Raw genomic sequence first — 20,183 nt, 5'->3', positions numbered from 1 at the left:
TTACTATATGTTTCCACCTTTCTAATGGAACGAAACGAGAAATAAATGGAATGCCTTGAATGCATCCACTTTTCAGACGGCAAAAAAACTTCAAATTTTTCTTTGAATATGTGTTGACATCCATGAATGATTTTGTATAATTATAATCAATTATTAATAAAAATACATTCGACGATGAAGAAAGTACGTAAAAAGCGAATCTCAGCGAGCCGGGGTTGGTGGAAGCCTGGCGATTCAAATTTACGGAAACGCACTTCAGAGAAGTTCGGTGAACATCAGTAGCCAGAACCGGGATCACCCGTTAACAGTTGGAGCAGGTCTACACACTAGACAATGAGAGTGGTACCGCGGATAACAAACACTATGTCCGTCTCTTACATGATAAGAGACGGCTTTTTTAATGGATTATACAGAAGGAGGCAGCTAGTAATGACAAAACCTAAAGTAGTATTAGCGTATTCAGGTGGATTAGACACTTCGGTGTCCGTAAAATGGATTCAGGAGAAATATGGTTATGATGTGATCGCTCTTGGTTTGGATGTAGGAGAAGGAAAGGACCTGGAAACGATCCGTCAGAAAGCTCTTGATGTAGGTGCAATTAAAGCAATTATGATTAATGCCAAAGAGCTCCTGGCAAAAGAGTATCTAATGCCGGCTCTTAAAGCAAATGCCCTGTATGAAGGGAAATATCCATTATCTTCAGCATTGTCCCGTCCGCTAATTTCGAAGCTTTTGGTTGAAGTCGCGGAGCAGGAAGGGGCCGTAGCTGTCGCCCATGGATGTACAGGAAAAGGAAATGACCAGGTACGTTTTGAGGTTTCCATCCAGGCTTTAAATCCGAATCTTGAAGTGATTGCTCCCGTAAGAGAATGGGGCATGACTCGTGATGAAGAAATTGCTTATGCAGAGAAAAAAGGAATCCCGATTCCGGTCAACTTGGATAATCCGTTCTCCATTGATGCCAATATTTGGGGGCGTGCTTGTGAGGCTGGAGTGCTTGAAGATCCTTGGATGGAAGCACCTGAAGCCGCGTATGCGTGGACGAATCCGATTGAAAATACGCCGGATCAGCCAGAGACAATTGAGCTGGAATTTGAAAAAGGAGTTCCAACTGCTCTCAATGGCCAGGTGATGGAGCTTGTGCCGTTAATTGAAAAATTGAATGAGCTAGGTGGAAAACATGGCGTCGGACGGATCGATCATGTGGAAAACCGTCTCGTAGGCATTAAATCAAGAGAAGTATATGAGAACCCTGGCGCTATGATTTTGATTAATGCCCATAAAGAATTGGAATATTTAACGTTAACGAGGGAGGTTTCCCAATCTAAGGCGCAGATTGATCAGCAGCTGTCGAAAGTGATTTATGACGGTCTTTGGTATTCACCACTGCAGCCAGCCTTATCCGCTTTTGTAGAGGAAACCCAGCAGGTCGTTACCGGGACAGTGAAAGTGAAGCTGTTTAAAGGGCATCACCAAGTGACAGGCAAGAAATCTCCTTGCAGCTTATACAACGAAGAACTTTCTACGTATTCCAAACATGATGCCTTTGATCATAATGCTGCTGTCGGTTTCATTAAGCTGTGGGGTCTTCCGACAAAAGTTCACGCCGACGTGCATAGAGCGGAAGGAATTACCGCAAAGAAGGTGCCGGTGAGCGCCCATGAGTAAGCTCTGGGGCGGCAGATTTACTAAGCCTACAAACAAGCTGGTCGAAGAGTACACCTCTTCGATTGGCTATGATCAACAATTAGCTATGCAGGATATAAAAGGCAGCCTTGCCCACGTGGAAATGCTCGGTAAATGTGGAATTATTACGCTCGATGAAGCATCCCAAATTAAACAAGGACTGCAGCTTGTGGAGAAGAAGATAGAAAATGGCGAAGCATCTTTTCATGTAAGTGATGAAGATATTCATATGAATATTGAACGAATGCTCATAGAGGAAATCGGTCCCGTGGGAGGGAAGCTTCATACAGGTAGAAGCCGAAATGACCAGGTAGCGACAGATATGCATCTTTATTTACGAGAGAAAACAGAATACTTGCTTACGCTCCTTAAAGCTGTCCAATCGGCCATTGTTACCCAGGCGGAAGCAAACGTGGAAACGCTGATTCCAGGCTACACGCATCTTCAGCGTGCTCAGCCGGTATCCTTTGCGCATCATCTGCTTGCTTATTTCTGGATGTTTGAAAGGGATAAAGAACGGCTGAAGGACAGCTTAAAGCGGGTAAACTGGTCGCCTCTGGGGGCAGCAGCCTTAGCTGGCACGCCTTATCCGATTGACCGGGCTATGACCGCAGAAGAGCTCGGCTTTGATCGCGTGTATCCAAATTCGCTTGATGCAGTCAGTGATCGGGACTTTATTCTTGAATTTTTATCAGATGCATCGATTTTAATTACTCACATTTCCCGGCTGTCAGAAGAATTAGTCTTATGGAGCAGCCAGGAGTTTGATTTTATTGAACTCGACGATGCTTTCTGCACGGGCTCAAGCATTATGCCTCAAAAGAAAAACCCGGATGTTCCTGAACTCCTAAGAGGAAAAACGGGACGGATCTATGGAAGCCTGATGGGATTACTGACGCTTCTTAAAGGCCTTCCGCTTGCGTACAATAAAGATATGCAAGAGGATAAAGAGGGGATGTTTGATACGGTTGATACCTTGGATGGTGCTCTTTCATTATTAGCTCCTATGCTTGAAACGATGGATGTCAAACAGACTAATATGAAACAGGCGGTACAGGAGGATTATTCAAATGCAACGGATATTGCTGATTATCTAGCAATAAAAGGCATGCCTTTTCGACAAGCCCATGAAGTGATCGGCAAAATTGTCTTATACGCCATTGAGAACAAAAAGTATTTACTTGAATTAACCATAGAGGAATACCAGCAGTTCTCTGAACTATTTGAAGCTGATATTTATGATAAATTGGCACCGGATCAAGTAGTAGCTGAGAGAAACAGCGAAGGCGGTACAGGATTTAAGCAAGTCGAATATCAATTGGGACTTGCCAAGCAGCATTTACAGCAATAATCGTCAATGATGAGCAAAAAGCATAGGATTCAGAAGAAAACCCGAATCATTTTACATATTGGTTCGGGTTTTCTTTCTTCATCCATGAGTGAAGCATCCCCATTCGTCAACATCCTTCACTTTTCTTTTAATGACAAGGAGTGATTTTTTCTACAAGTTGATCTTTACTTTAAAGAAGAGGTCTTTTTTGTTTAGCAAATAATAGGTTTGAGAATTGAAAAAAAGGCAATTATAAAAGTACTATACAAGTATTAGAAGAGAAAGGAATGGAGCCTATGGCTAAACATGTGGAGGCTTATTTTCACACAGAGAACGATGCAGAAAGTGCAAAAGCCGATTTGCAATCTCTTGAAATTGAACATGAATTCATTGAGGCAATTCCAGACGACAGAGATTTAAATACCATTGTACCTGTCGGGGGCAGCAGTCAGTTTGGCGGAACGGCTAATATTTCAAGCGTGATGAATACGAAGGATATTATGGATGACCCGGACGGCCACTTAACCCATTTGCTGCAATTTGAAGTAGATGAAGATCGCTATGAGGAAGCTCTGTCAATCATTAAACAGCACATGGGACATATGGATCAGGATCATTTATAAATAATCTGTACAATTAGGAGTGTCAGTATGGAAGAGCATGCCACGTTAAATAAAAAGGAACAGCTGCTCAAACATTTCAAGGGATCCATAGATTGGGTCCAAGCTTTAAGCAGCATCGCCGAAGAGAATTGGCGCCTTCCAATCGAACCGGGGAAATGGAGCGTAGCTGAGGTCATCAGCCACCTCGTCGCCTGGGATAAATTCGTGCTTAACCAACGGATCCCTTATTTATTTACCCACCAAGAGATGCCTGCTGCCCCAGATGTTGAAGTGGTGAATGAAGAAGCTGCCATTCAGGCAAGGGCTGAGGAGAAGGAAGACACGATTGAACGGTTTTGTGAGGAGAGGCGGCATTTCGTCCAAGTTCTTCATCATTTTGAAGAGTCTGACTTTGAAAAGGAAATTCTCATCCGCTCTAAACCGATGACTCTCTATGATTACTTATTAGGGTTAGCCGAGCATGACAATCATCATTTTACTCAAATCGCCAAATTAATAGAGATACCTCCCCAGTGAGGTATCTCTATCTTTGCGGGATCATTTGTATTTGTACTTTTCCTTACATATAAAGACTGGCTAAGAAAATACCAAGCGATTCCTGATAGATTTCATCAAATTGACTAAGGGGGAGCGGGTTCAGTCCACTTCCAAGTTCAACAGTAAAACCAGGACGTCTCCAAACCATAATAAACCAGTCCTTGTAACCCGCATAGCTGTCAACGTAACGAATGGGTTCATAACCGCTTACACGGGAAAATTCACTGACAATCGTTTGCGCTCTCGGTGGTTCAAGGTCTTCATACCCCCAGTAGATCACTTCTCCCTGAGTGTGAAAGGCCAGTAATTTTTCGAATTGACGGTTTCCGGCTAGCTCTGCCATTGCGACGGCTTCAGGTTCTGTCAATGGTTCATATCCGGGAAAATCACGAAAAGATGGTTCGTTCGGCTTTCTAGCGGCTTCTACATCCCATTTTGCGGGATACTGATTATTTAAATCAACGCCTCTAATATTCGCTTTCCACCCGGAAAAGTCTTCACTTCCTCTATTGATTCGAAGTGCTTCTTCTCCAAAAGGTCCTGCCGGCGGCCCGTTCAGCACTAGGTCCACACCGTCTGGGTCTACCATTGGCACAACAGATAGCGTGACTTGGTCGTAAAAAGAATAAATCGAAAGCCCTCTAATCGTTTCCTGGTTTGTTAAAGCCAGCAGGAAGTCATTTAGGAAATGCATAATAATGGCTGTTGTGATCCATTCATTAGCATGGAAGGATCCGTCCCAGTGGATGAACTTAGACCCGCGGCCAATTTGTAATTCTTCGAGTGGCTTTCCCATCACACTGCTGCCAATCATCTCCTTTCGAATGAAAGGATAGAGTTCATACAGCTGATTGAGATGAGAGGAGAGTGTTTGAAAATCATAGTTCTGGTTTCCGCTTATGATTCGATAGGTGACTCGTAAAGGCACATGGAGCGTTTGGCCGATTTGCAGGTTATTTGGATTTATATCAGGATTAAGTAAAAATAAGGTGTCGATAGAAATTCGTCTGTTGTTGGCCACTGCCCAAAGCGTGTCGCCGGGTTTGATACTGTATGCAGAAACACTGTACCCTGGAATTTTAACCGTTTGTCCAACGGAAAGCCCCTCTGGAGAAACAGATGGATTGGAATCGATAATGAGCCGAAGCGGCACATTGAATACGTGGGAATAATACCAAAGAGTATCGCCTTTTCTTACTTGTACATCCATGTGGAACCTCCTCAAAGCCTTCTTTTTTCATTATATGGAAATAGGGAACAGCACATGAATTGAATCAAAGGTTCACAGAAAAAAGATACACCTCATTTTGCTGGGTGTATCTTAAATAAATTATAGGCTGTTATCGATAGCTGTAATTAACCGCTGTTCGATATTTGCTGCCAGCTTTTGTAATTCAGGGTCGTTAACCATTTCAATGAGTGCGGTTGGTTTGGGCATGCCGATTTTAATCGATCCATTGTCTTCGTAAACGACAATCTTGCAAGGGAGAAAGTATCCGACAAGCTGATTTTCAGAAAGGACTCGTTCAGCTTCTTCAGGGTTACACACCTCGAGTACACGGTAAGGCTGGTTAAAATCCAATCCTTTATTATTGAGAGTCTCCTTGATATCAAAATGCCACAGCACTCCGAACTGATCCTGCTTTAAGCTGTCTTCAAGAGAAGTAACTGTCTCTTCCAGAGAACGATTGGATTCGACGGTGTAGTGAAACATATTATTCAGCTCCTTTATTATTTTATACCCCTATATGTATATTATAACAATGAAATTGCCGGAATAAAACGACGAAGGCGGGTGCGGTTTTCAATAGCCTACTAGTACCATAATGGGTCATAGCGACATAGAATAAACCAATTAAGAACGAAAAAAGAGGAACCAGCTGTTTCCATTGTAGTTCCTAATTAAATATGATACATTGAAGAAGTAATTCCGAGTTAAACGATTGGAATTATTGACTATAAGGGGTTGAATGAAATGGGAGTTGAATTCGTCGACCTTTTTAACAAATGGGCGAGTTCATATGATGATACTGTAGCCGGGGGCGATCCAGAGTATTTGGAGGTCTTTGAAGGCTATGATAAGATGCTTGAAGAGTTAGCTGATCTCGCTGTGTCTCCTGTTATGGAGTTCGGTTTAGGAACGGCTAACTTAACGAGAAAGATCGTCAGGCAGAATAAATTAGTAATCGGTGTAGAGCCTTCAGAAGAAATGAGAAGGATTGCTGCCTTAAAGTGTCCGGAAGCGGCCATATATGATGGGGATTTTATGAATTTTCCCAACCTGTCTACACCAGTACACTCAATTGTAAGCTCTTTTGCTTTTCACCATTTAAATGCGTTAGAGAAAAAGGCGGCAATCAAGCGGTATTTTCAATTGCTTGAGCCTGAAGGCAGGATCATTTTTATCGATACGTTGTTTAAAGACCAGAAGCATAAACAAACGCTGATCAATGAGGCTGAAAAATCCGGCTATTTAAATTTAGCACAGGATTTGAAGGAAGAATACTATGCCTATGTAGAAGAACTTAACGAGATGTTTTTAAAGGCAGGTTTTGAGGTAACGTTTAAACAACTGAACAAATATGCCTGGTTAATCCAGGCGCAAAAAGGAGATGGATGACATGCCACAAATGAACGTGGAAAGCTTTAACCTTGACCATACGAAAGTAAAGGCTCCATATCTTCGCCTTGTAGGAGTAACAGAAGGGGAACATGGCGATAAAATTTATAAATATGATTTAAGAATTAAGCAGCCGAACCAGGAGCATATGAATATGCCTGCGCTGCACTCATTAGAACACTTAATGGCAGAGAACAGCCGTAATCACCACGACCGGGTTGTTGATGTTGGACCTATGGGATGCCAGACAGGATTTTATATTTCCATTTTGAATGATGACAGCTATGACAATATTTTAGCGGTCATTGAAAAAACGTTAAAAGATGTGCTGGATGCAGAAGAAGTACCCGCTTGCAATGAAGTTCAATGTGGATTTGCCGCGAGTCATAGTCTTGAAGGCGCTCAAGAGCTTGCCCGCGAATTGTTAAATAAACGTGATGAATGGACGGAAGTTTTCCAATAAGCGGAGGTTGAAGCAGCATGAGCTACGTGACAAACGTACAGTCGTTAGTTGGTAATACGCCAATGATTGAACTGACACATTCGGATATTCCGAACCAAGCTCGTATTTTTGCGAAGCTTGAATTTATGAACCCAGGCGGCAGTATTAAAGACCGTCTGGGTTTAAAACTGATTGAAGATGCCTTAAAGCGCAAACTCTTGAAGCCGGGGGGAGTCATTATTGAGCCAACGGCAGGAAATACAGGGATTGGCCTTGCTATGGCAGCCATCGGAAAAGACTTTAAGGTCATTTTTGTGACACCGGAAAAATTTAGTGTGGAAAAGCAGACGCTTATGCGGGCGTTAGGAGCAGAGGTTATTAATACACCAACGGAAAAGGGCATGCGGGGAGCCATTGCGAAAGCTGAGGAATTGAATAAGGAAATCCCAAATTCATTCAGTCCACAGCAATTTCATAATTCGGCTAATCCTGATACCTATTACGAAACCCTTGCTCCTGAAATGTATCTTGATATGAATGGGGAAATAGACGTATTTATAGCAGGATCAGGAACGGGCGGTACGTTTACCGGAACGGCCCGCTTTCTGAAAGAAAAAAACAAGAACACGAAAACGGTAATTGTGGAACCTGAGGGCTCAATTCTTAATGGAGGAGCACCCGGGTCTCATCGTACAGAAGGAATTGGAATGGAATTTCTGCCCCCGTATATGGATAAGGGCTTATTTGATGCGATTCATACCATTCCTGATGAGATTGCTTTTCAAAGGGTAAGGGAACTCGCATTAAAAGAAGGATTGCTTGTTGCCAGTTCTTCTGGTGCTGCCTTTGAAGCAGCTCTCCGGGAAGCAGAAACAGCACGACCGGGAACGAAAATTGTCACCATTTTTCCTGACAGCAGCGAACGTTACTTAAGCCAGGGGATTTATGAGGAGGAGAATGAATGAGAAAGAAGACACGATTAATACACGGTGGAATTACCGGAGACGAAAAAACAGGAGCGGTTTCAGTACCGATTTATCAAGTGAGTACGTACCGCCAGGATGGTGTTGGACAGCACCGCGGCTATGAATATTCACGAACAGGAAACCCTACCAGGTTTGCTCTTGAAGAGTTAATAAAGGAATTGGAAGGTGGATATGCTGGGTTTGCTTTTGGCTCAGGGATGGCTGCAATAACCGCGGTGCTTATGACCTTCAATCATGGAGATCATGTCATTTTTACCGATGATGTCTATGGGGGAACGTACCGGTTAGTATCTAAAGTAATTAACCGCTTCGGTTTAGAAGCAAGCTTTGTAGACACGAGTGACCCCGCAACCATCGAAGCCGCTGTTACGGATCGGACGAAGGCCATTTATGTAGAAACACCGACGAATCCGCTTCTGAAAATCACTGACCTTAAGAAGGTGTCGGAGCTTGCTAAGTCGCATGACCTTACATTTATCGTTGATAACACCTTCAGCACTCCTTACTGGCAAACCCCAATTAATTTTGGTGCCGATATCGTTCTTCACAGCGCGACAAAATATTTAGGCGGACATAGTGATGTCGTTGCTGGACTTGTCGTTGTCAATTCCCAAAAGCTGGCAGATGAAGTGCACTTTGTCTTAAATTCTTCTGGAGGCATTCTTGGACCACAGGATTCCTGGCTGTTAATGCGCGGCATCAAGACGCTTGGGATCCGAATGGAAGAAATTGAGGACAATACGCGTCAGTTTGTTGAGTTTCTTCAAGGTCTGCCGGAAGTTGAGAAAATTTATTATCCTGGGTTGTCGAACCATAAAGGATCTGATGTCCATAAGAACCAGGCCGCAGGCAGCGGTGGTATGATTTCGTTTGATGTTGGAAGCGGAGAGAAAGCAGATCAAGTCCTCCGAAACGTTCAATACTTTACGTTAGCTGAAAGTCTGGGAGCAGTGGAAAGCCTGATTTCCGTTCCAGCCATGATGACCCACGCCTCTATTCCGAAAGAGCGCCGTCAGGAACTGGGGATTTCTGACGGATTAATCCGTGTTTCCATTGGTCTTGAAGATATTGAAGACTTGAAGGAAGACTTTCTACAGGCGTTAAGAAAATAAATTAAGATTTGGCATTTTTCATTGAACCTTGCAGAGAATCGTCAGGATTTTCTGCAAGGTTTTTTGTGGTGATTTTAGAAAACATTGAAACGCACCCTCCTCTTTAGAACATCACTTAAAGTTCGTATATACATAAGATCCTAAGCCAAACTAAGATGGAACTATGAAACAGGAGTGTGGATGATGGATTTCACTCATTTAAAAAAACAATTAGAGGAGCGCCAGCATGAAATAGAACAGCGGCTGCTCAACTCAAAAAGTTTAGGCTTAGACAGAGGCTTTGCCAGTGATATGTCTTCAGGCGAGTTGTCTCAATATGATAACCACCCCGCGGATTCTGGCACGGAACTGTATGAAAGAGAAAAGGATATCGCTCTGCTTGGCCACTTAAAAGAAGAGTTATCAGATATTACCTATTCGCTTGCACAGATGGAACAGGGAACCTATGGCATTTGTGAAGTGACAGGGGAATCAATTCCTTTCGAACGTCTTGCAGCAATGCCTACAGCAAGAACAACGGCAGATGCGTCTCCAAATCAGGATGTTTTTACTGATCGTCCTGTCGAAGAGGAAGTGATTGAAAATATGGAAGAGGAGTATGGAACGGATCAGGCTGAGTACGAGTATAATGAGCAGGATGCCTATGAACAAGTGGCTTCTTTTAATCAAACTAGTATGACCTATGATGATTCTTCATTAATGGATAATGAAGACGGGGTGGGTTATGTAGAAGAATTTGAACCTTTTGTTTCAACAGATATTGACGGTTATACAGGTGATGAAAATATTCACATCGAACGAAATATTCATTATGACCGGTATATGGATGAGAAGGATGAAGAAGAAAGTTAAGAAGTAAGTAAGACTGACTTACTTCGACAGTCTTATTTATAAACGTATAACGTGATAGCAGATGAAAACCAGAACTTCCAATTTTATGGAGGTTCTGGTTTTGTACAATCACCAGCAGGTAAAATAAAACTCTTCTTATAAGACCGCTAGCCCCAGGAATAAGTATTTTTTCCATTGCGATACCTTTTTTAGCGAATTTAAAAATATGTAGGATCTAAAATTATTCTACAAGTTACTCATCTAAGATAGAAAAAGCTTGCAGAAAACGTATTTCTGCAAGCCTAATCTCTTAAGGAACGCCTTTCAATTTTAATAACCTACTTCCACGGCAGCATTGACGATGTACATCATATCATTGTTGTCTCCCTGGTCTTCAAGCTTTATTCCACTAGTAGTCAGCATGCCGCCATCCATTATCTCTATATTCACCTGACCGTAAGGGATCGTCTTTTTCACTTTTTCTTTATCTAATTGGTCTTTATCGCACGGGAGAGCAAGCTTCACATTTACCTTCATATTATCTAAAGAATGGTTAGGAAGCAGGTTTTTTATCCCCGGCATTGAATTGGAACGGACAGCATTGTTTACTGCCCGTACGGCCGCATTTGTAATATCCTGTCCGTGTACATCTGTCCCCATTCCGGTTTCAATAAATACAATTTGATCCATGATTACTCATCCTTTCTGAAATAAATGGACAGAGGCCTGAGTTAAGACACTCCTTTTTCAGGTTGAATTGGAGATTCCAGTTCAATTTCTGCGAGTGTCTGTAAAATGGTGCTATGGACGAATGCGGGAGTTTGTTTTAGGATTAACTGGCTGACTTCATAAGGCTTAATTCCTTGGAGTTCATCAACTTCAATAAATAGACTTTTCAATTCCTCGAGTGATTCCAAGGTTAGAGCAAATAAAGAAATTTCCTTAATTAACCGTTCTCTATGCTGTCTTCGCAGGATGAAGTCATCTATTGATGCTTGAATTTCCATTAATTCCTGATCTGTAACATCTGTTTGCTGCTTTTTAGAATGCAGCTCGTGACCATTGGCGAATGAGAAAGAGACATGTATATCCTTATTGATTTTTACATCATAATCAGCAAATACATCCGTAAAGCTCTTCAGATCCATCCATAGTTAGCCCCTTCCATACAAGATTTGTAAAACCATTCCCTTTTTTGAGACGTGCAAACATCTATCCACCATTAATCCTTGCAAAACGAATGTGATTTTGAATCGTCCATTAAAAAAGCCTGCGAAAAACAACTGTTTCTCTGCAGGCAGGCTACTTACGATTATTCGGTGCAAAAGCTTGTTAGGAAGGAGTGTTATGGAGGGCAGGTTGAAAGTTATGCATCATCCACATGCCGGTATCTTCAAACCCGAGCCGCTTATAAATCCTTCCTGCTTCTGGATTGTCATAAAATAAGCAAAGCATTTTACCTTCTTGTAATAGGTCAAGACACAATTTAGTCATGCACAAGCTGGCGTAGCCTTTTTTGATATGATTCGGATGAGTACAGACTCCGATTACCATAGCAGACAGTGAATTTTCCGCTGTGGTGGAGGCAGACGAAAGAACTTCATTGCCGTTCTTCAGCAGGTAAGTACGCGCTGAACCGCTCTCCATACCACGCTTCATGCTTTCTTTTCGCCGGTTGTTTTTCTCGAATTCTGAGATGAGGTTATAAAGGTCGTCAATAGCAGGAATATCTTCAATGCCGGCAAGTGATACTTGCTCTAAAGGAAGGTCGGTATTCAGGAAATCACTTTTTTCGCACTTTGCGTAATATAAGGTACGTGTTCTCGGTTGTTTGTTTTCCAAATAAGGCAGGATGTGCTCAGTGATCGATTTTAATCCAGAAAGCTCGGTAAATTCAGGATCTTGATTGATAATCTCAGCAAATTCTCTTCCTGAAAAAACGGTGTTGGAATAGGCGATATAATTGCTGTGGTATTTAAGCAACACGGCTTTCAAACGTCCATCTTCCGTAAAATCTCCCCAAAGCTTTTGAAAATCCTGATCAAATCCAAAATTTTCAATGTCTCCAATCATAAACAAATTTTCTGCGGGCTTTTCAAATAATAATTCCTGACACCGCTCACGGTCCGTTTCCCTTAATTGTCGAATCATACCGAATCCTCCCTTTGGTAAAAGTGTTATATATTCTAACAGATTATTCACAAAACACAATAAGTTCAGATTAGAAAAATTTCCTCAAGTTCCTTTAGATTTAGCAAAATGGGTCAAACTAAGGGAAACAGGAGGGATTTGATTTGAAAAAAAATCTGTGTGTACTCTTAAGCTGCATGCTCGTCAGCGGTTTATTTTATCCTATCCAGGCTTCAAGCCAGTATGGAATTAAACATAAAGATCAAGTAACTCAGGATTGGGAAGTTCACGTGGACTATCCCATTTTTCAACAGCTCGAGAATAAAAAGCTGCAAAACGAAATTAATAAAAAAATTATTCAGAAACTGGAAGATACATCAAGAGAAATTTCCAGCGCTGCCGAGGAAATGAATGGCTTTCCTGTTTTATATTATGAAGAAAGTTCAGTGATTAAAAACGAAGAATTCTATTCAGTTATTCTCACTTCTCATATTTCTAAAGGGAACAATTATAATTCCACAGTGACTTCGATTAATTTCATGAATCAAAGCAATGGAAAGGTCGTTGGGCTGAAGGACCTTTTTCAGATGGAAGAATTAAATAAACAAGTGAGAAAGGAACTGGCGAAGGAACCGGATACTTATTTCACTAAAAGTTTTGCGGGCGTAAGGGAAAATACGGCTTTTTATATAAGAGGAAAGCTGGTTACCCTTATTTTTAATAAGTTTGAAATTGCTCCAGGTGTGTATGGAACGCCTGAAATACAAATTCCATTAGAACGACTTAAAAGAAAAGATAATGAAACGTATGCCCCTTTTCCTTCGATCACTTAAAGTCGTTGGTCGCTTTTAAAAAATTACCCACAAGAAAAAATCCCCTGTTTACAGGGGATTCTCTAATTTACACACATTATCCACATCCGTGTGGATAAAACTTATTCACAAGTACTTCCAGGACCGTATAGTGGTATTTAAAGGCTGTTAATGTTTTATCCACTTTGTGCACAGGGATGTGGATAAGTTAAGCTTGTAAAACTTCCTCACTGTTATTCTGATCTCCATAATAGTGGAACAAATACTGTTCTTTTGAGATGACGAAGAGGTCATAAACATCGTTTTCCCGGTTAATCCAAGATAATACTTCAGGGTATTGGTCGTTTGCAGCCGCTGCATAAGGAATTTTTAAAGCGGCTTTCATGGATCTAGTGTTGGTGCGCCGTATTTTCATAAAAACACCTTCGATGCCAAGCTGAAAGAACAATTCTTCAAAGAAGGATTCTTTCGCTGGTTTGTTATATCCTTTTCCAAAGTATGGCTGACCGATCCAGGTGGCTAAAAAACCTTTATTTTCATGAATATCAAATAAATTGATGGTTCCGATTGGCTGACCCCATTCATCAAGGATGGTACGTGAAATAAGCTCCCCCCGATCCTCTGCTTCTAAAGTCTGCTTCGTTAAGAAATAAAATTCATCAGTCGATGCGGCTTTGTGACGGACAAATGGAAACACTTCCGGATGGCTCATTAACTCAAATAAGACCGGGGCGTCATGTAACTCACGCTTTTTTAGCATAAAAAATCCCTCCTTATGAATAGAGGAGGGTAGTCTGAACGTAAGGAAATTATGCGCTCAGTTTGTTCAAACCACCCTCGAATTTTTATCAACAGCTCACAAAAATTCGGGGTGGGAATCGAACCCACTAGAACCAGCTCAGCTGGTGGCGCACCATTTGCCTTCCCTTACTACTTACTGATTATATTTGCATAATCATCTAAGCTTATAATAATCGATTTTTTTAAAAAAGTGAATGAATTTTTTTGTAAAATTTATTAAAAAATTGACACCTGTTTTTGCAGGCCAGGCTTAGGTTGTAAGGGCTTTATTAACCAGGGCGGATCACTCCTGGATATAGACGATTTTTCCATCAATCATCGTCCAGATTGGTTTAGACATAAACTCGAATGGATGACCGTTCCACAAGACAAGATCTGCATCCTTCCCTTTCTCAATTGAGCCGACTCGATCGTCAACTCCGAGGTTTTTAGCTGGAGTAATGGTAATGCCTCTCAGCGCATCCTCGATATCCATGCCTTCCCGGGCGGCGAGGGCTGCACAAATATTCAAATATTGAATAGGGGTATAAGGATGATCGGTCATTATCGAAACTTTAATACCGAAGTCGTGCAGAACCTTATACGTCTGCCACGTCTTGTTTCTTAATTCGATTTTTGACATCCGGGTAAAAGTAGGACCGACAGAAACCTGCAGGTCGTCCCACGCGGATAACTCATCGACAATGAGGTGTCCTTCCGTACAATGTTCAATGCGTAAATCCAAATTGAACTCTTTAGCGAAACGAAGGGCAGTAATAATGTCGTCAGCCCGGTGAGCGTGGATTCGGACAGGAATTTCCCGATTGATGGCTTGAAGAATCGGTTTAATTCTTAAATGGTTTGGGTGTTCGCTTTCCATTGCCGCGTAGAAAGTTTCCCTTAATGTACCCATAATTCCTAATCTGGTAATGGAAGCGTTTTTTGACTGCGAATGAATTCTTTTTGGGTTCTCACCCAGAGCAAGCTTTAACCCCGCTGTTTCTTTGACAATCATTTTATTAATTGTGTGACCGACAGTTTTGATAACGGACGTTGTACCGCCAATCATGTTCGCACTTCCCGGCATAATATGAGCAGTCGTAACACCTGCTTTGCGTGCATTAAAAAAAGCGGGATCAAGCGGATGTGCTCCGTCAATGGCTCTCAAATGTGGGGTGATTGCTTCAATCGTTTCATTGGCATCACTTCCTGCCCAGCCAGTCCCTTCATCATAGAGACCAAGGTGGGTGTGAATATCAATGAAACCAGGGTAAAGACAGGCTCCTTTGCCGTCGATTACTTCAGCATCAGGAGGAACGGACAAGTTCGCTCCAAAGACTTTTATTTTTCCATCTTCAACGTGTACGCTCCCATTAGGTATTCGGGAAGAGGTGACGGGATAAATCGTGACATTTGTAATAACGGTATTCATAAACATCGAGCCTTTCAGTGGTAGTATTATTAGTATACGGAATAAAAGCATTTTAGCTATAAAAAGAACGAAGCTTTCTTTTAGGCTTCGTTCCTCAGAGGGGCTATTCCTTCTTTAGAATGGAGCTTAGAGCTGGTTTTAATTCAGGATACTTAAACCGGTAGCCATTTATGACCGCTTTCCTGGGCAGAACGGCCTGTCCATTGAGAAGCAGGGTGCTCATTTCTCCCAAGGAAGCTTTTAGAGCGAATCCAGGCACTGAAAGCCAGTGAGGTCGATCGAGCACATCTGCCAGCGTCTGTCCAAAATCTTTGTTTCTTTTTGGATTTGGAGCGGTGGCATTAACGGGACCTTTGAAGTCGTTATTTTGGAGGATAAAGTTAATTAACTCTGTAACATCATCAACGTGGATCCAGGACACCCATTGTTCGCCCGTACCTAGATTTCCACCCACCATCCATTGGTAAGGAAGCTTCATCATAGGTAAAACTCCAGCTTCACCAAGAACGATGCCTAGTCGCAGGTAAACCGTTCTTATGCCTCTCTTTTCAGCTTTTGAGGCGCGCTCTTCCCATTCTTCAGCTACATTAGCCAGAAAGTCTGTGCCTGGGGATTCAGTCTGTTCGGTAAACGATTTTCGGTTGGATTCTCCGTAATACCCAACTGCAGAAGCATTTATAAGTACCTCAGGTTTATGTGGTAAAGAGTCGATGATGCTTATGATTTCTTCAGCAGCCTGGATACGGCTGTCCATAATCAACCGCTTCCGCTCTTCTGTCCATCTTCCTCCGCTTAATGAAGCACCGGCAAGGTTAATAAAAGCGTCAATTTCCCCGAGTTCATCCTCAGGATGGAAATCATCTTTTAACCAGCCTAAGTGAGTAATTTTATTGGAATCTTTATGCTTTTCGGGACTGCGTGTAAGTATGTACACATGGTGCCCTTCCTGAGTGAAAAGTTGAGAGAGACGGCTGCCTACAAAGCCTGTTCCTCCGGCGATTGCAATCTTCATCATTCATTCCTCCTCGAATGTCTGCCAATCGGTTCTTTTATTATAGCGGTTCTTATCACTGCTTGCTGAGTTATTACTCATGCTAAAATAGAGGAAAGAGGTGAAGCAAATGGCTAAAATAACTCGTATTACTACGCAGAAAAAGCATAAGAACCGCTATAACATCTACTTGGATTATGGGGATGGGGAGGACTATGGTTTCAGTGTCGATGAAGATGTCCTCGTCAAATACCGGCTCCAGAAAAACATGGAGTTAGATAAGCCGACCATCGAAGCCTTAATCCAAACGGATGACGTTCATAAATCCTTTACCCTTGCACTCAACTATTTAAGCTACCGGATGCGCTCTGAAAAAGAGATTCGTGATTATTTACATAAAAAAGAAGTAGAGTCGGAGCACGTGGACGAAGTCGTAGAGCGGTTAAAGGATCATCAGCTGCTTGATGATCAGGAATTCGCCAATTCTTTAGTGCGCACTCGTGTAAATACATCAAGCAAAGGTCCCTTGCTTGTAAAGAAAGAACTGCAGGAAAAAGGTATACACGTCTCTCAGGCAGAGGAAGCCCTTCAGTATTATCCGTATGATAAGCAGTATGAGAAGGCGATGAAATTTGCGGAAAAAAAAGCAAAATCTGAGGCAAGGAAATCATTTAAACAGCTCGTACAGACCATTCAGCAAAACCTTGCTCAAAAAGGATTTAAGGGAGAAGTCATTCAGGAAGTGCTCGCCAACCTGCCCGGTGAAGATGAAGATTCGGAATGGACGGCTGCTGAGTTTCAGGGAGAGAAGCTGTTGAGGAAACACGCCCGGAAGTACAGTGGATTCGAGTTAAAACAAAAAGTGAAGTCTGGGTTATACCGTAAAGGGTTCGACAGAGAGGTCATTGATCGGTTTATTGAAGAAAAATGTGACGAATAAAAGTCTTGCCGAAAAAAAGGAAAATACACTGTTATACCGAACAGATTAGTGTATACTATACACTATGACAAAAGAACTATGGGAGGATCAGTGATGATCTATAGAAAGAGAACTTATACGATTAATCCGGAACTGTACGAGCGGTTTACCCAGTTCTTCCATGAGTATCTCCTTCCTAATCAGCTTGGTCATGGGGCAAGACTTGTCGGAAGATATACTACACTTGACCACACGGAAATAACGGCCATTTGGGAATATGATTCTTATGAGCACTACGAAAAAATCATGGAAAAAATCCGTCAGTCCGAACTCCATCAAAAAGCTCAGAAAAAAAGAAATGAGCTGGGAAATTTATTTATTGACTCAAAGGAAGACTTTCTTGAAGCGACAGGGGAGTATCATTTTTCCAAGCACATTGTATCTGTATCTGGTTATATAACCAATGCAAGTGGTGAAGTGCTCCTAGTGAAAAATGAACACAGACCCGATACCTATGAACTGCCGGGAGGACGCATGGAGCAAGGCGAAACTTTGGAAGAAGCCATTCATAGAGAGATTCTTGAAGAAACCGGTGTAAATGTGACCATTACAGGGCTGACAGGGATCTATCAAAATCTTACGCAAGGAATTGTCTGTATCGTTTTTAAAGGTACTTATCAATCTGGGGAATTAAGGGTGAATCCGGGAGAGACGGAAGATGTCCGCTTTCAATCCTTAACAGACGATAATTTATTGCAGTGGATTACAAGAGAAAATTTCAAAATCCGCGTGACCGATGCTCAAACAAATGAAGGAATATCTATGGAAAGTTACCAAGTCCGCCCATATGAACTGCTTCACCGGATGGAATGGTAAAAAATCCGCTCGCGTTGATGTCTAACGCAAGCGGATTTTTTAAATGAGTCCTTGATTTTCTAAATCTTTTATAGCTTCATGAACGTGATCGACAACCTTTGCAGCTTTCTGCTGGACTTCAGGGTGGGCTGTTGACATCGCGTAACTGTGTGGAATATTTTCAAACATAGAGATGTCATTAAATGAATCTCCAATACAAACGGTTTCCTCAGGTCGTATTCCGATTTTACTTAACAAAGAAAGGATGGCATTACCTTTGTTGATTGATTTAGGCATAATATCTACACAAGACTCGTGGGAAATGAAGCTGTCCAAATCATTGCCAAAGCGCTGATCAATACGTTTGTAAGCTTCTATTACATCGTGTTCCTTACCATGAAGAGTAATTTTTGAGGGAGCAATCGTTGTACCAAATTCCTCGGCCATTTTCGGGTGAATAATAACGTCATGCAGCAGCTGTTCAGAAATAAGCTCAATCCACTCATTGTGCTCAGCAGAGTACGTTTTGTCAGCAGTCGAAACGGTTTTTATTAAAGGCTCAGGTTCGATTTCAGTCATGATTTTTCGAGCAAGACTGCCTTCAAAAGTTTTAGAATGAATATGGGTGTCTTCGCGGTCATAAATGAAGGCTCCATTTTGGCTGATGCGGTGCCCTGCGACTCCCATGCGTTTTAAAATTTCTTTGATTTCGTGATCCATTCTCCCTGTCGCAACAGCAAGCTGGACATTATTCATCACCAGCTTTTGGATGGCTGTCACATCTTCTTTCTTAAGTGTGTGGTTCATTCCAAGCAGGGTTCCGTCCAAATCACTGATAAACAGCTTAATCATTGGGAATCCCCCTTTCTAACAGTTGTTTTAACACTTTAAAGATTGTATAATACGTAAGCGTTTTCGTGCAAAATAATCGGTTTGCTTGGAGACCGGCTTGTAAAAATAACTGAAGGAAGATAGGATAAAGATGAATGAGGACTCACCATGACCCAGGTGAAATGTAGTGGAGGCTATTCAGCATGGAACAGCAAGTGACTATTAAAAAAGTATTAAATAATAATGTTGTGATCGCAGACCACCCTTCCTATCAGGAAGTGGTCCTTATTGGCAAGGGCATTGGATTTAACCGAAAGCAGAAAGACCAAATCTCTTTAAACAAAGCAGATAAGACTTTTCTGTTAAGCAGTGAAAAAGAAAAAGAACAATATATGAACCTGCTGCCTCACATCGAAGAAAGCTTAATTGATTTTATGAACGATATCCTCATTCATATCGAACAGCGTATGGGCCAGGAGCTGAATGAACATATTCACGTTGCTCTGACAGACCACCTGGCATTTGCCATAAACCGGGCCAAACAGAATATGCAGTTTTCCAACCCATTTTTATTGGAAATCGAGTCGCTCTACCCTAAAGAATACCAAATCGCTATGGAAGTGGTTACGATGGTGTACGACAAAATGGGGATCCAATTTCCAAATGGCGAAGTAGGGTTTATTGCCCTCCATATTCATAGTGCGGTCACGGATAAGACGTTAAGGGAAATCAACCGCCATAATCAGCTGATTACCCAGATGGTTAAACTAGTAGAGGACACAATGGGAATCACCATAGATAAGCACAGTGTTGATTACCACCGCCTCGTCCAACACCTGCACCGGGCTGTTGACCGTGTTTATCAAGAGGAAAATATTGGCGATGAGATTCGGCTTGCAAAGATGTTGAAAGAAGAGTACCCGGTGTGCTACAATTTGGCATGGAAGTTAATAAAAGTGATGCAAAAACAGTTGAATAAGCCTGTAGATGAATCGGAAGCCATTTATTTAACCATTCATTTGCAGCGGTTGACACATAAATCCTAACGTTACGTGTTACTGACACGATCAGGCATGAGTATCGGAAGATTTTATAGTTATCCTAAGGGAGAAGTGTACCCTTATGTATAGCTTAAGAATCTTTGATGCTCATGCCTTTTTTAATGCCCTACGGTAGGTATGTGGTCATTTATCCAGGGTGAATTTCCAGCTTTCTGATCGTCACTGGCAAAAATTTATGGCTTATCCGTATCGGCTGATGGAAGCT

At 41.9% G+C, this 20,183-nt stretch carries 22 protein-coding genes and 1 other annotated feature; of the genes, 13 read left to right on the top strand and 9 right to left on the bottom strand.

Features of this window, described 5'->3' with window-relative positions:
- The first annotated feature begins 162 nt into the window (after positions 1-162).
- Positions 163-378, top strand: a binding site (T-box leader).
- A 51-nt stretch (positions 379-429) separates the two neighbouring features.
- The 4 genes from MUN89_RS17625 to MUN89_RS17610 all read left to right on the top strand — a co-directional run bounded on the left by MUN89_RS17625 (position 430) and on the right by MUN89_RS17610 (position 4,155).
- Positions 430-1,668, top strand: coding sequence for an argininosuccinate synthase (locus MUN89_RS17625; protein ID WP_244709049.1), 1,239 nt, complete (start codon positions 430-432; stop codon positions 1,666-1,668).
- Positions 1,661-3,037 (top strand): argininosuccinate lyase, encoded by a 1,377-nt coding sequence (gene argH, locus MUN89_RS17620; protein WP_244709047.1) that lies wholly within the window; start codon positions 1,661-1,663, stop codon positions 3,035-3,037. Before MUN89_RS17625 ends, argH begins: the two co-directional genes overlap by 8 nt.
- A gap of 275 nt (positions 3,038-3,312) precedes the next feature.
- On the top strand, positions 3,313-3,639 hold the full coding sequence (locus MUN89_RS17615; RefSeq protein WP_244709045.1) for a hypothetical protein: 327 nt from the start codon (positions 3,313-3,315) through the stop codon (positions 3,637-3,639).
- A gap of 27 nt (positions 3,640-3,666) precedes the next feature.
- Positions 3,667-4,155 (top strand): DinB family protein, encoded by a 489-nt coding sequence (locus MUN89_RS17610; protein WP_244709043.1) that lies wholly within the window; start codon positions 3,667-3,669, stop codon positions 4,153-4,155.
- A 43-nt stretch (positions 4,156-4,198) separates the two neighbouring features.
- On the opposite strand, the gene MUN89_RS17605 is transcribed toward MUN89_RS17610, so the two are convergent.
- Together MUN89_RS17605 and MUN89_RS17600 are read right to left on the bottom strand one after the other, a co-directional pair.
- The gene (locus MUN89_RS17605) at positions 4,199-5,386 is read right to left on the bottom strand and encodes a M14 family metallopeptidase (protein WP_244709042.1); all 1,188 of its coding nucleotides are present in this window, start codon (positions 5,384-5,386) and stop codon (positions 4,199-4,201) included.
- Between the two features lie 120 nt (positions 5,387-5,506).
- Complete coding sequence (locus MUN89_RS17600; RefSeq protein WP_244709040.1) at positions 5,507-5,890, bottom strand: DUF302 domain-containing protein; 384 nt, start codon at positions 5,888-5,890, stop codon at positions 5,507-5,509.
- A gap of 261 nt (positions 5,891-6,151) precedes the next feature.
- Between MUN89_RS17600 and MUN89_RS17595 the strand changes: the two genes are divergently transcribed.
- The 5 genes from MUN89_RS17595 to MUN89_RS17575 all read left to right on the top strand — a co-directional run bounded on the left by MUN89_RS17595 (position 6,152) and on the right by MUN89_RS17575 (position 10,188).
- Positions 6,152-6,796 carry a class I SAM-dependent DNA methyltransferase gene (locus MUN89_RS17595; protein WP_244709039.1) on the top strand — a complete coding sequence of 215 codons (645 nt, stop codon included), beginning with the start codon at positions 6,152-6,154 and terminating at the stop codon, positions 6,794-6,796.
- A gap of 1 nt (position 6,797) precedes the next feature.
- A complete protein-coding gene (locus tag MUN89_RS17590; RefSeq protein ID WP_244709038.1) occupies positions 6,798-7,259 on the top strand; it encodes an S-ribosylhomocysteine lyase in 462 nt (153 codons plus the stop codon).
- A gap of 17 nt (positions 7,260-7,276) precedes the next feature.
- On the top strand, positions 7,277-8,203 hold the full coding sequence (locus tag MUN89_RS17585; RefSeq protein WP_244709037.1) for a PLP-dependent cysteine synthase family protein: 927 nt from the start codon (positions 7,277-7,279) through the stop codon (positions 8,201-8,203).
- Entirely contained in the window at positions 8,200-9,336 is a 1,137-nt protein-coding gene (locus tag MUN89_RS17580) for a bifunctional cystathionine gamma-lyase/homocysteine desulfhydrase (protein WP_244709036.1), read from the top strand. Before MUN89_RS17585 ends, MUN89_RS17580 begins: the two co-directional genes overlap by 4 nt.
- Before the next feature lie 180 nt (positions 9,337-9,516).
- The gene (locus tag MUN89_RS17575) at positions 9,517-10,188 is read left to right on the top strand and encodes a TraR/DksA C4-type zinc finger protein (RefSeq protein WP_244709035.1); all 672 of its coding nucleotides are present in this window, start codon (positions 9,517-9,519) and stop codon (positions 10,186-10,188) included.
- 309 nt (positions 10,189-10,497) lie between these two features.
- Here the strand turns inward: MUN89_RS17575 and MUN89_RS17570 are convergent, their stop codons facing one another.
- From MUN89_RS17570 to MUN89_RS17560, 3 genes are all read right to left on the bottom strand, one after another.
- On the bottom strand, positions 10,498-10,857 hold the full coding sequence (locus MUN89_RS17570; RefSeq protein ID WP_244709034.1) for a Lin0512 family protein: 360 nt from the start codon (positions 10,855-10,857) through the stop codon (positions 10,498-10,500).
- 41 nt (positions 10,858-10,898) lie between these two features.
- Positions 10,899-11,315 (bottom strand): hypothetical protein, encoded by a 417-nt coding sequence (locus MUN89_RS17565; RefSeq protein WP_244709033.1) that lies wholly within the window; start codon positions 11,313-11,315, stop codon positions 10,899-10,901.
- Between the two features lie 184 nt (positions 11,316-11,499).
- The gene (locus MUN89_RS17560; protein ID WP_244709032.1) at positions 11,500-12,318 is read right to left on the bottom strand and encodes a GNAT family N-acetyltransferase; all 819 of its coding nucleotides are present in this window, start codon (positions 12,316-12,318) and stop codon (positions 11,500-11,502) included.
- A gap of 143 nt (positions 12,319-12,461) precedes the next feature.
- On the opposite strand from MUN89_RS17560, the gene MUN89_RS17555 reads away from it, so the two are divergent.
- On the top strand, positions 12,462-13,130 hold the full coding sequence (locus MUN89_RS17555; protein WP_244709031.1) for a DUF3298 and DUF4163 domain-containing protein: 669 nt from the start codon (positions 12,462-12,464) through the stop codon (positions 13,128-13,130).
- Positions 13,131-13,317: 187 nt separating this feature from the next.
- Here MUN89_RS17555 and MUN89_RS17550 read toward each other — a convergent pair whose 3' ends face one another.
- The 3 genes from MUN89_RS17550 to MUN89_RS17540 all read right to left on the bottom strand — a co-directional run bounded on the left by MUN89_RS17550 (position 13,318) and on the right by MUN89_RS17540 (position 16,336).
- Positions 13,318-13,869, bottom strand: a complete 552-nt coding sequence (locus MUN89_RS17550; RefSeq protein WP_244709030.1) for a GNAT family N-acetyltransferase — start codon at positions 13,867-13,869, stop codon at positions 13,318-13,320.
- Between the two features lie 324 nt (positions 13,870-14,193).
- Entirely contained in the window at positions 14,194-15,321 is a 1,128-nt protein-coding gene (locus MUN89_RS17545) for an amidohydrolase (protein ID WP_244709029.1), read from the bottom strand.
- A 103-nt stretch (positions 15,322-15,424) separates the two neighbouring features.
- A complete protein-coding gene (locus MUN89_RS17540) occupies positions 15,425-16,336 on the bottom strand; it encodes a TIGR01777 family oxidoreductase (protein ID WP_318036094.1) in 912 nt (303 codons plus the stop codon).
- Positions 16,337-16,442: 106 nt separating this feature from the next.
- Between MUN89_RS17540 and recX the strand changes: the two genes are divergently transcribed.
- Entirely contained in the window at positions 16,443-17,252 is an 810-nt protein-coding gene (gene recX, locus MUN89_RS17535) for a recombination regulator RecX (RefSeq protein WP_244709028.1), read from the top strand.
- Between the two features lie 93 nt (positions 17,253-17,345).
- A complete protein-coding gene (locus MUN89_RS17530) occupies positions 17,346-18,107 on the top strand; it encodes an NUDIX domain-containing protein (RefSeq protein WP_244709027.1) in 762 nt (253 codons plus the stop codon).
- Between the two features lie 39 nt (positions 18,108-18,146).
- Here the strand turns inward: MUN89_RS17530 and MUN89_RS17525 are convergent, their stop codons facing one another.
- A complete protein-coding gene (locus tag MUN89_RS17525) occupies positions 18,147-18,938 on the bottom strand; it encodes an HAD family hydrolase (RefSeq protein WP_244709026.1) in 792 nt (263 codons plus the stop codon).
- Between the two features lie 182 nt (positions 18,939-19,120).
- Here MUN89_RS17525 and glcT point away from each other — a divergent pair, with 182 nt between their 5' ends.
- Positions 19,121-19,963 carry a glucose PTS transporter transcription antiterminator GlcT gene (gene glcT / locus MUN89_RS17520; protein WP_244709025.1) on the top strand — a complete coding sequence of 281 codons (843 nt, stop codon included), beginning with the start codon at positions 19,121-19,123 and terminating at the stop codon, positions 19,961-19,963.
- Positions 19,964-20,183 lie beyond the last annotated feature (220 nt).

It is taken from the genome of Halobacillus salinarum, from assembly GCF_022919095.1.
In the GTDB taxonomy this organism is placed as follows: domain Bacteria; phylum Bacillota; class Bacilli; order Bacillales; family Halobacillaceae; genus Halobacillus_B; species Halobacillus_B salinarum.
Note: the sequence above shows the minus strand (reverse complement) of the source record. Positions and strands in the feature narration are given on the sequence as shown.